We start from the raw sequence: 10,706 nt of genomic DNA, 5'->3' as shown, positions 1-10,706 counted from the left end.
CATCGCGCATTCAGGTGATGCACCAGCCGTAGTCTCTGGTTCACGTTACGCAATGTCAAGATGGGAACATATGCATTGCCCCGATCGGGGGATCAAGTTACGTCACTGCCCCAGACGGGCGCGTGCCCGCTACACCCAGTCGGCGTAGCGGGCACGGTACCTGCTGCGGATCGCGTCGGCGCGGCGAGCGCGCCGGTCGGTCAGCTCCGCGCGGCGCGGTCGAACTCGGCCTTCGGCTCGTGGAGCTGGCCCAGCGCGACGACCTCGCGGCCGGAGATGAACGCCTGGGTCCAGTCGGCCAGGACGCGGAACTTGCGGTTGAACGTGGGCATGAACATCACGTGGTAGGTGCGGTGCATGAACCACGCCGGGAAGCCCCGGAAGCGCATCCCGAAGATGTCCGCCACGCCCTTGTACAGGCCGAGGCCCGCCACCGAGCCCACGTACTTGTGGAAGTAGTCCTTCGGCTGACCGCCGCGCAGCGAGGCGAGGATGTTCTTGGTCAGCAGCTTGGACTGGCGGATCGCGTGCTGCGCGTTGGGCACGCAGGTCGCGTTCGGGTCCTCCTCGGTGCGCGACAGGTCCGGCACGGCGGAGCAGTCGCCCGCGGCCCAGACGCCCGGCAGGCCGACGACCTGCATGGCGGCGGTGCAGCGCACCCGGCCGCGCTCGTCGAGCGGCAGGTCGGTGTCGCGCAGCATCGGGTTGGCCTTCATGCCCGCGGTCCACACGACGGTGTCGGAGTCGAACTCGGTGCCGTCGTCGAGGACGACGTGGCCGCCCTCCATCGACTTCACGCGGGTGTCGAGGTAGCACTTGATGCCGCGCTTCTCCAGCTGGTGCACCGTGTAGACGCCCAGCGAGGCGCTCACCTCCGGCATGATCCGGTTGGTGGCCTCGACCAGCACCCACTGCACGTCGGAGGGCTTGAGGCCCTCGTAGTAGCGCAGCGCGTAGCGGGTCATGTCCTCCAGCTCGGCCAGCGTCTCGATGCCCGCGAAGCCGCCGCCGATGACGGTGAACGTGAGCAGGCGCTTGCGGCGCTCCGCGTCGTTCGTGCTCGCCGCCTGGTCGAGGCGCGAGAGCACGTGGTTGCGGACGTAGATCGCCTCGCCGATGGTCTTCAGGCCGATGCCGACGTCCGGCAGGCCGGGGATCGGCAGGGTGCGCGAGACGGCGCCGAGCGCGGAGACCAGCACGTCGTACTCGAACTTCTCGACGTGGCCGTCGACCAGCTCGACCGTGACGGACTTCTTCTCGTGCTCGATGCGGGTGGCGCGGCCGGTGACGACGTGGCAGCGCTTGAGCACCTTCCGCAGCGGGGCGACGACGTGGCGGGGCTCGATCGAGCCCGCGGCGGCCTCCGGCAGGAAGGGCTGGTAGGTCATGTGCGGCTGCGGGTCGATGACGGTCACGGACGCCTCACCGGAGCGCAGCTTCTTCTGCAACCCCAGCGCGGTGTACATGCCGACGTACCCACCGCCGACGATCACGATCCGTGTGGGTTGCGACTTCACAGCAGCCATACCGCAATAGTCCCACCGCAAGGGCCCTACGTCCCTGTCCACAAGGCCGGTTGTGACGACGGTCGCCACGTGATAGCAGACACTGTGCCCCGCACCTGCGGCGATGCCGTCGCACCAGCGAGGATCGATCCAGCAGGCGGGACGACCGCTAGCCCCTGGACCGCAGGAGCAGCGCCGAACCCGCTGCGAGGGCGGTCGCGGCGGCGAGCCCGAGCACCTCCAGCGGGACGGCCACCCGGTCCTGCGGCACTAGGCCGATCAGCCCCGCCGCGCCGAGCACGCAGAGTTGCACCGAGGCGAACCTGATCGCGGGAACCCGGAGGGCAGCGGGGTGAACCCTGGAGTCGAGCGGGAGCAGCGCGGCGACGGCGGTCACGACGTGCAGCAGGTGCGCGAGGGCGACCGCGACGAGGACGGCGGGGCGGATCGCCGGGGCGTCGGAGAGGGCGAGCGCGGTGGCCGTGGCGGCGATGACGAGCACCGGGGCCGCGCTCGCGGGCAGCGCGGCGGCCAAGCCGACCAGGGCGGCGTGGACGAGCACGAACGGCGGCTCGGCGCCCTCGGCGGCGAGCACGGCGGTGAGGCCGCCGCCCACGAGCACGACGGCCAGGCGCAGCACCCAGCCGGGCAGGCCCCGGCCCAGGGGGACGGGGGCGGTGGGAGGGGCGGGAGCGCCTGCGGCGGGGGCGTCGCCTGCCGCCGGACCACCGGTTCCCCGACCACCGGTTCCCTGACCACCTGCCGCCGGGCCGCTGGCCGCCGGGCCGCTGGCCGCCGGGCCGCTGGCCGCCGAGCCGCTGGTCGCCGGGCCACCTGCCGCTGGGCCGCCTGCCGCCGGGCCGCTGGTCGCCGGGTCACCGGTCGCCGGGTCACCGGTCGCCGGGTCACTTGCCCCAGAATCACCGGCTGCCGTGCCACCAGCCGCCGTGTCGTCCTGCGCCGTGCCACCAGCCGCCGTGTCGTCCTGCGCCGTGCCACCGGTCACCGAGTCGTCCCCCGCCACGCCGTCCCCCGTTGCGCCCGTCCTCGCCGCGACCGTTCCACCGGCGCCCGTCCTCCCGGCGCCCGTCCTCCCCACGCCCGCCACGCCCGCGTCCCGGTCAGCCCGTCGCCCCACGCCCTCGCCTCCCCCGGTCACCCGTTCACCCCGGTCAGCGCCTCGGACGGGTGGTCGCGTGCAGCGCCGTGGCCACGACGGCGGACTCGCCGTCCCAGCGGATCACCGGCACGCCGTGCGAGCGCAGCGCCGTCACCCGGACCTCGTGCTCCAACTCCACCACCCGCAGCGCCACCCCGCCCCACTCGGTCTCGGGGTCGGGCCGCAGGTCGGCGGGCAGCACGTCGACCGCCAGCACCGGGTGGCCGCGCCGCGCCGCGTGCACCGCCACCTCCACCACCTCGTCGTCCAGGAACGGCGACAGCACCACCACGACCGCGCCCGTCGGCGCCTGCCGCGCGTCCAGCACGGGCCGCTGCGCCCACCCGGCCACCCGCGCGCACGCCACGAGCCTGCTGCGCAGCGCCAGCAGCTGCCGCCGCCCCGAGCCGGGCCGCAGCCACAGCGCGGGCCTGCCGAGGTCGACCAGGCCCACCCGGTCGCCCTGCCGCAGGTACGCCGCCGCCAGCGACACGGCGGCCCGCGCCGCCATGTCCAGGCTGCCGCCGGGCCTCGGCGAACCCCGGCCGCTCTCGGTCCACAGCGCGACGTCCGCCTCCACGTCCGCCCTGGTGTCCAGCGCGAGCACCACGTCCGCGTCGGTCTCCGCGTGGTGCTCGCGGACGTGCAGGTTCCCGGTGCGCAGCGACACCCGCCAGTCCACCCGGCGCAGCCGGTCGCCGGGCGCGAACGCCCGGATGTCGCGCAGCTCCACCGAGTCGCCCGGCCCGCGCGAGCGGTGCACGCCCACCAGGCCACGCGCCCGCGCGGGCAGCAGCCCGGTCGGCAGGGGCGCGATCGGCGGCAGGATCGCCCGGCCCCACTCGGGCGCGGTCACCGGCCCGTGCACGACCAGCCCGTCCGGGCCCGCGACCAGGTGGTCGGGGCGCACGTCCAGGCCGTCGCCCCAGGTGGAGCGGTCGAGCACCACGCTGACGGCGGTCGTCGAGGCGGGCAGCAGGTGCACCGGCCCCGGTCCCTCGCGGCCGGGCACGGGCAGCCGCACGGCCACCAGCTCGCCGTCCGCCGCCACGTCGACCACCGCGCCCGCCTTGCCGATCTCGCCGACCCGTGACAGCAGGCGCACCCGCGCGTCCGGCGCGCCGCCGGGCGGGCGGAGCATGGCGAGCACCGTGGTGATCAGCAGCGGGGCGCCGAACAGCACCAGCACGACCTCGTGGACGAGCACGCCCGCGACCACCAGGACCACGCCCAGCAGCAGCCCCCTGGCCAGCGCGTCCGTGCCGCGCCACGGCGCGCCCCAGGCCCCGGTCAGCCGGGCGCGGTCGGGCTCGGCGCCGGTCACCGCCTGCTGCTCGCCGGTCCGGGGACGCTGCCGAGCAGCTCGGTGACCACCTCCACCGAGGTGGCGCCGGAGGTCCACGTCTCGGGGCGCAGGGTGAGCCGGTGGGCGAGCGCGGGCACGGCGCAGGCCTTCACGTCCTCGGGCACGACGTGGTCGCGGCCGTCCAGCACGGCCAGCGCCCGCGCGACCAGCACGAGCGCCTGCGCGCCGCGCGGGGACGAGCCGACCTCCACGGAGCCGTGGAGGCGGGTGGCGGCGGTGAGGTCGACGCAGTAGCGCAGCACGTCCTCGTCCACCGGCACCGCCTCCAGGCCGCGCTGGAGCTCGGCGAGCCTGCCCTCGGCCAGCACCGCGGGCACCTCGGTCTCCTCGCGGCCCCTGGCGAGCCTGCGGCGCAGCACCTCGACCTCCTCGTCGGCGGGCGGGTAGCCGACGGCGAGGCGCAGCAGGAACCGGTCCAGCTGGGCCTCGGGCAGCGGGTAGGTGCCCTCGTGCTCGACCGGGTTGGCGGTGGCGAGCACGTGGAACGGGCGGGGCAGCGGGAACGTGCGGCCCTCGACCGTGACCTGCTTCTCCTGCATGGCCTCCAGCAGCGCCGACTGGGTCTTGGGCGGGGTGCGGTTGATCTCGTCGGCGAGCAGCAGGCCGGTGAACACCGGGCCCGCGCGGAAGTCGAAGTCGCGGCTGCCGGGGTCGTAGAGGAACGAGCCGGTGACGTCGGCGGGCAGCAGGTCGGGGGTGCACTGGAGGCGGGTGAAGTCCAGGCTCAGCGCCTGGGCGAGCGAGCGGGCCATGAGGGTCTTGCCGAGGCCGGGCACGTCCTCCAGCAGCACGTGCCCGCCCGCGAGGACGGCGGCCAGCGCGAGCCGGGCGGTGTCCCGCCTGCCGACCACGGCGGTGCCGACCGCGTCCAGCACGGCGGCGCCCTCCGCGGCGATGTCCTCGATCACAGGTCCTCCAGCAGTCGGGCGAGCACGTCGGGCGGGGGCGCGGTGGCGCCGGGGTCGGTGAGCAGGGCGTGCAGCTCCGGGCCGAGCAGGCGGGCGGCGCGCGGGTCGGCCAGGTCGCTGACGCCGTGGCGCTGGCGGAGCCGGGCGAGCGCGAGGGCGCGCAGGCGGGGCTGGACGCGGGTGGTGAAGCGGACGGGGTGCTCGGTGGCGTCGGCCAGGCGGCCCGCGAGCACGCTGGCCTGGTGGTGGGTGTGCTGGGAGCTGGTGGCCGCGTGGTCGCGCACGGGCGACCAGAGCACGTCGCCGCCGCCGGGGAGGCGGGTGGCGAGGTGGGCGAGGGCGGCGACGGGGAGGGCGGTGAGGGCGGCCCAGTGCAGGGGGGCGCCGAAGAGCAGGAGGAGGCCGCCGGTGAGGAGCCAGGCCGCGGTGGAGAGGACGGCTCGGGCGGTGGCGCTCACGAGGGGTCCCGGTCGGTCAGGTCGCGCACGACGGCCTCCAGGGCGGTGGTCGCGGTGCGCACGTCGGCCTCGGTGACCTCGGCGCTGCCGAAGCGGGCGCGCTGGTAGGTGCGGCGCAGGGCGGTGGTGGCGGCCGGGTCGACGTGGTGGCGGTCCAGGAGGGCGGTGGTGAACTCGGTCGCGGTCTCGTGCGGGGCGCGGGCCACGCCGGACGCCGAGGCGGCCCGCTCCAGCGCCAGCCAGGCGGCGACGACGGCGTCGCCGGGCGGTCCGGCCTCGGGCGCGCTCAGGTCGGACAGCGCCCGGCGGGCGCCGGTGACCAGCTCGGGGGGCGGCGGACCGGGGACGACGGCCTCGACCCAGCCGGAGCGCTCGGTGGCCCGGCGGCGCTTCGGGCGCCAGTTCAGGAGGTGCTGGACCAGCAGGACCAGGAAGAGGACCAGCGCGGCGACCGCGATCACGATGGTGAACAGGGTGAACCCGGCGCTGGCCTCCGGCGGCGGGGCGGGATCGGGCGGCAGCGGGATGGTCCAGGTGGTGCCGGTGAGCGGGGTGTGCGGCGTCGGGGTGGGGAGGCGGTAGTCCACCGGCGAGGAGCCGAGTGAGGCCAGCGCGGCGAGCACCAGGCAGGTGCCGGTGGCGAGGAGGAGCGCTGCCCTGGGACGCACCCGATCATGATGCCCGCGCGGGGCGCGCGGCGGGAGCGCGGTGGGCGGTCGGATGCGGTGTTGTGATCGCGGAGCGGGCGGGCGGTGCGCGGCGAGCGGGCGGTGCACGGCGGGCCGGTCACCCCGGCGGCTCGGCGCCCGGTCCGGCGGCGGGCCCAGCTCCCGCCCCCGCTCCCGCCCCCGCTCTCGGCCCCGCTCACAGCCCCGCGTCGGCCTTCGCGCGCGCCAGGACCTCCTCCACCATCGCCGTCGTCAGCAGACCGGTCTGGGTGTTGCGGCGGCTCACGTGGTAGCAGCCGTGCAGGACCAGCGGGTGGCCGCCGTCCGACGCGGGCAGCTCCACCCGCGCTCCGTGGGTGAAGCGCGGGCGGGGTCTCGGGACGGTCCAGTGGGCGGCCAGGGCGGGGAGCAGGGACTGCCAGCCGAAGCCGCCCAGGACCACCACCGCGCGCAGGGTCGGGCGCAGCAGGGTCAGCTCGCGCTCCAGCCACGGGCGGCAGGTGTCGCGCTCGGCCGGGGTCGGCGCGTTGTCCGGCGGGGCGCACTTCACCGGGGCGGTGATCCGGGCTCCCAGCAGGCGCAGGCCGTCGTCCAGGGACACCGCCTCCGGCTGGTTCGCCAGGCCTGCCGCGTGCATCGCCGCGTACAGGACCTCGCCGGAGGCGTCGCCGGTGAACATGCGGCCGGTGCGGTTGCCGCCGTGCGCGGCCGGGGCCAGGCCCACCACGGCCAGGCGCGCGTCCGCGTCGCCGAAGCCCGGCACCGGCCTGCCCCAGTAGTCCTGGTCGCGGAACGCGGCCCGCTTGACCCGCGCCACCTCCTCGCGCCACGCCACCAGCCTCGGGCACGCCCGGCAGCCGCTCACCCGGCGGTCCAGCTCCGGCAGGTCCGGCACGGCGGCCAGGTCGCCGCCCCCGTCCGGTGCGCCGGTTCCGTCCGGCGCGCCGGCCCTGTCAGGCGCGCCAGCCCCCTCAGGCGCACCGGTCCCGTCCGGCGCGCCACCACCACCGGACGCGCCTGCGCCAACCCCCGCCCCCGAGTCCCGCCGCCCATGCCCTCGCCGCCCAGCCACCCGCCCGTTATCCACCTGACCCGCCGCCTCCCCGAACGTAGGGTTCGGACCATGAGCGACAAGGACACCACCCCCGCCCAGGACTCGCCTGACGCGCCCGTCAAGGCGACCCCCGAGGACGACCTCGTCACCACCTCCCACAGCATCACCGTCAAGCGCCGCAAGCTGAACTACACCGCCACCACCGGCCGGGTCGTGCTGCGCGAGGAGGTCGTGGAGGACGGGAAGTTCCAGGGGCTGCGCCCCAGGGCCGAGGTGTTCCTCACCGCCTACACCGCCGACGACGGCGACCCCGCGACCCGCCCCGTCGTGTTCGCGTTCAACGGCGGCCCCGGCTCGGCCAGCGTGTGGCTGCACCTCGGCCTGTTCGGGCCGCGCCGCGTGGTGTCCGGCGACGCGGGCGAGCCCGCTCCCCCGCCGTACGAGCTGGTCGACAACGCCGAGACCCTGCTGGCGCACAGCGACCTGGTGTTCATCGACCCGGTCTCCACCGGCTACTCGCGGGCCGCCGAGGGCGAGCAGCCCGGCAAGTTCCACGGGTTCCAGGGCGACGTCGAGTCGGTCGGCGAGGTCATCCGGCTGTGGACCTCCCGCAACGGCCGCTGGCTGTCCCCGAAGTTCCTCGCGGGCGAGTCCTACGGCACCACCCGCGCCGCCGCGCTCGCCGAGCACCTCCAGCAGCGGCACGGCATGTACCTCAACGGGCTGGTGCTGATCTCGTCCGTGCTGGACTTCGCGACGCTGGACTTCAACGAGGGCAACGACCTGCCGTACTCGCTGTTCCTGCCGACCTACGCCGCGATCGCCCACCACCACGGCCTGCACGGCGACCGGGAGCTCGCGGACGTGCTCGCCGAGGCCGAGGAGTTCGCCTCGGACGACTACCCGTGGGCGCTGGCGCGCGGCAGCAGGCTCACCGACGAGGAGCGGGCCGACGTGGTGGCCAGGCTCGCGGCGCTGACCGGCCTGTCCGAGGACTACGTGGACCGGGTCGACCTGCGGATCGAGCACGTCCGGTTCTTCACCGAGCTGCTGCGCCCGCAGCGCCGCACGGTCGGGCGGCTGGACGGCCGGTTCACCGGCTGGGAGAGCGACTACGGCCGCGAGCTGTTCAGCGAGGACCCGTCGTACAGCGCGATCCTCGGCCCGTACTCGGCGGCGCTCAACCACTACGCGCGGGTCGAGCTGGGCTACGAGAACGACCTGCCGTACGAGATCATCTCGCGCGCGGTGCACCCGTGGTCCTACAAGGAGTTCGAGGGCGCGCACGTGACGGTGGCGAACAAGCTGGCGTCGGCGATGCGGGCCAACCCGCACCTGAAGGTGCACGTGGCGTTCGGCTACCACGACGGCGCGACCGCGTACTTCGCCGCCGAGCACGTGCTGGCGCACCTGAAGATCCCGCGCGAGCTGGCCGAGAACGTCGAGTCGGCGTACTACCCGGCCGGGCACATGATGTACGTGCACGAGGAGTCCCGCGTGCAGCAGTCGAAGGACATCGCGGCGTTCGTGCGCGCGGCGTCCAACCGCTAGCCGGGACCGGTGCGGGGGCGACCGGGAAGGCCGCTCCCGCACCGGGAACCCCTAGCCGGGCACCACCGACCGCTCCTCGGCGAAGTGGCACGCGCTCAGGTGCCCGAGCCGCTCCACCAGCGGCGGCTCCTCGGTGGCGCAGACGTCCTGCGCCTTCCAGCACCGGGTGCGGAACCGGCAGCCGGACGGCGGGTCGATCGGCGACGGCACGTCCCCGGTCAGCCGGATCACCTCGCGCCTGCCGCGCAGCTCCGGGTCGGCCACCGGCACCGACGACAGCAGCGCCTGGGTGTACGGGTGCGTGGGGTGCGCGTAGATCTGGTCCTCGGTGCCCACCTCAACGAACTTGCCCAGGTACATCACCGCGACCCGGTCGGACAGGTGCCGCACCACCGACAGGTCGTGCGCGATGAACACGTAGGCCAGCCCGAACTCGCGCTGCAACCGCCCGAGCAGGTTCATCACCTGCGCCTGGATGGACACGTCCAGCGCGGACACCGGCTCGTCGCACACGATCACCTTGGGCCGCAGGGCGAGCGCCCGCGCGATGCCGATGCGCTGCCGCTGCCCGCCGGAGAACTGGTGCGGGTAGCGGTTCGCGTGCTCGGGGTTGAGCCCGACCACGTCCAGCAGCTCCCGCACCCGCGCCGCCCGCGACCCGGCGGGCGCGACCTCCGGGTGGATCTCGAACGGCTCGCCGACGATGTCGCCGACGGTCATCCTCGGGTTGAGCGAGGTGTACGGGTCCTGGAGCACGATCTGCAGGTCCCGGCGCAGCGACCGCATGGCCGAGCCCTTGAGCCCGAACATCGGCCTGCCCTCGAAGTGCGCCTCGCCGGAGGTGGGCGGTTCCAGGCACATCAGCACCTGGGCGAGGGTGGACTTGCCGCAGCCGGACTCGCCGACCACGCCCAGCGTCTCGCCGGGCATCAGGTCGAACGAGACCCCGTCGACCGCCTTGACCTGGCCGATGGCGCGCTTGAACAGCACGCCCCTGGTCACCGGGAAGTGCTTGACCAGGTCCCGCACGCTCAGCACCGGTTCAGGCACCGCTGACCTCCTGTTCGGCGAAGTGGCACGCGCTGTCCCGCCCGCCCGGCAGCGGAACCTGCGGCGGGACGTCGACCGAGCAGACGTCCTGGGCCCTGGGGCAGCGCGGGTGGAACGGGCAGCCGGGCGGGATGGCGAGCAGGCTCGGCGGCAGGCCGGAGATGGTGCTCAGCTCCGAGCCCTTGGCCTCGACGTGCGGCAGCGACCGCATCAGCGCGGACGTGTACGGGTGTCCGGGCGCGCGGAACAGCGACCGGGCGTCGGCGTGCTCGACGATCCGGCCCGCGTACATGACCGCGATCCGGTCGGCGACCTCGGCGACCACGCCCAGGTCGTGCGTGATCAGCACCATCGCCATGCCCCGGTCGCGCTGGAGCTCGGCGAGCAGGTCCATGATCTGGGCCTGCACGGTCACGTCGAGCGCGGTGGTCGGCTCGTCGGCGATCAGCACCTCGGGGTCCAGCGCCAGCGACATCGCGATCATGGCGCGCTGCCGCATCCCGCCGGAGAACTGGTGCGGGTACTCGCGCACCCGCTGCCTCGCGTGCGGGATCTTCACCTGGTCCAGCAGCTCGACCGCGCGGGCGCGGGCCTCCTTGCGGGACATGCCGCGCCGCAGCCGCAGCTGCTCCTCGATCTGGAAGCCCACGGTGAACACGGGGTTCAGCGCGGACAGGGCGTCCTGGAACACCATGGCGATGCCCTCGCCGCGCACCTGGCGGCGCCGCTCGGGCGTCGCGGTGAGCAGCTCCTCGCCCCGGAACCGGACCGCGCCGCCCGTGACGTGCGCGGGCGGGGTGTCCAGGATGCCCATCACCGCCTGGGCGGTGACGGACTTGCCCGAGCCGGACTCGCCGAGCACGGCCAGCGTCTCACCGGCCGCGACGTGGTAGCTGACGCCGTTGAGCACGCGCGCGACCCCGTCGCGGGTGCGGAACTCCACGCGGAGGTCGTCGACCTCCAGCAACGCTGTCACCGACAGCTCCT

At 74.9% G+C, this 10,706-nt stretch carries 10 protein-coding genes; 1 reads left to right on the top strand and 9 read right to left on the bottom strand.

Going from position 1 to position 10,706, the window contains the following annotated elements; all coding sequences use genetic code 11:
• Positions 1-200: 200 nt before the first annotated feature.
• The 7 genes from LV78_RS20235 to LV78_RS20205 all read right to left on the bottom strand — a co-directional run bounded on the left by LV78_RS20235 (position 201) and on the right by LV78_RS20205 (position 6,959).
• Positions 201-1,526 carry an NAD(P)/FAD-dependent oxidoreductase gene (locus tag LV78_RS20235; RefSeq protein ID WP_012783313.1) on the bottom strand — a complete coding sequence of 442 codons (1,326 nt, stop codon included), beginning with the start codon at positions 1,524-1,526 and terminating at the stop codon, positions 201-203.
• Positions 1,527-1,674: 148 nt separating this feature from the next.
• On the bottom strand, positions 1,675-2,643 hold the full coding sequence (locus LV78_RS20230) for a hypothetical protein (protein WP_253846823.1): 969 nt from the start codon (positions 2,641-2,643) through the stop codon (positions 1,675-1,677).
• A gap of 34 nt (positions 2,644-2,677) precedes the next feature.
• Positions 2,678-3,958: a DUF58 domain-containing protein gene (locus tag LV78_RS20225; RefSeq protein WP_301306955.1), complete on the bottom strand. Its 1,281-nt coding sequence runs from the start codon at positions 3,956-3,958 to the stop codon at positions 2,678-2,680.
• Positions 3,959-3,984: 26 nt separating this feature from the next.
• A complete protein-coding gene (locus LV78_RS20220) occupies positions 3,985-4,938 on the bottom strand; it encodes an AAA family ATPase (protein ID WP_253846821.1) in 954 nt (317 codons plus the stop codon).
• A complete protein-coding gene (locus LV78_RS20215) occupies positions 4,935-5,396 on the bottom strand; it encodes a hypothetical protein (protein WP_253846820.1) in 462 nt (153 codons plus the stop codon). The genes LV78_RS20220 and LV78_RS20215 overlap by 4 nt, the downstream gene beginning before the upstream one ends.
• Entirely contained in the window at positions 5,393-6,064 is a 672-nt protein-coding gene (locus tag LV78_RS41660; protein WP_253846819.1) for a DUF4129 domain-containing protein, read from the bottom strand. The genes LV78_RS20215 and LV78_RS41660 overlap by 4 nt, the downstream gene beginning before the upstream one ends.
• Positions 6,065-6,260: 196 nt before the next feature.
• Positions 6,261-6,959: a uracil-DNA glycosylase gene (locus LV78_RS20205; RefSeq protein WP_253846818.1), complete on the bottom strand. Its 699-nt coding sequence runs from the start codon at positions 6,957-6,959 to the stop codon at positions 6,261-6,263.
• Between the two features lie 228 nt (positions 6,960-7,187).
• Between LV78_RS20205 and LV78_RS20200 the strand changes: the two genes are divergently transcribed.
• A complete protein-coding gene (locus tag LV78_RS20200) occupies positions 7,188-8,669 on the top strand; it encodes a S10 family peptidase (protein WP_253846817.1) in 1,482 nt (493 codons plus the stop codon).
• 51 nt (positions 8,670-8,720) lie between these two features.
• Here the strand turns inward: LV78_RS20200 and LV78_RS20195 are convergent, their stop codons facing one another.
• Together LV78_RS20195 and LV78_RS20190 are read right to left on the bottom strand one after the other, a co-directional pair.
• Complete coding sequence (locus tag LV78_RS20195; protein ID WP_253846816.1) at positions 8,721-9,719, bottom strand: ABC transporter ATP-binding protein; 999 nt, start codon at positions 9,717-9,719, stop codon at positions 8,721-8,723.
• The gene (locus LV78_RS20190) at positions 9,712-10,695 is read right to left on the bottom strand and encodes an ABC transporter ATP-binding protein (protein ID WP_372494967.1); all 984 of its coding nucleotides are present in this window, start codon (positions 10,693-10,695) and stop codon (positions 9,712-9,714) included. The genes LV78_RS20195 and LV78_RS20190 overlap by 8 nt, the downstream gene beginning before the upstream one ends.
• Positions 10,696-10,706: the final 11 nt, after the last annotated feature.

The organism is Actinosynnema pretiosum, from assembly GCF_024171695.1.
GTDB classification, from domain to species: domain Bacteria; phylum Actinomycetota; class Actinomycetes; order Mycobacteriales; family Pseudonocardiaceae; genus Actinosynnema; species Actinosynnema pretiosum.
Note: the sequence above shows the minus strand (reverse complement) of the source record. Positions and strands in the feature narration are given on the sequence as shown.

Coding starts and splice junctions, on each gene's coding strand:
- LV78_RS20235 (WP_012783313.1), bottom strand. CDS start 1,526: ATGGCTGCTGTGAAGTCGCAACCCACACGGATCGTGATCGTCGGCGGT.
- LV78_RS20200 (WP_253846817.1), top strand. CDS start 7,188: ATGAGCGACAAGGACACCACCCCCGCCCAGGACTCGCCTGACGCGCCC.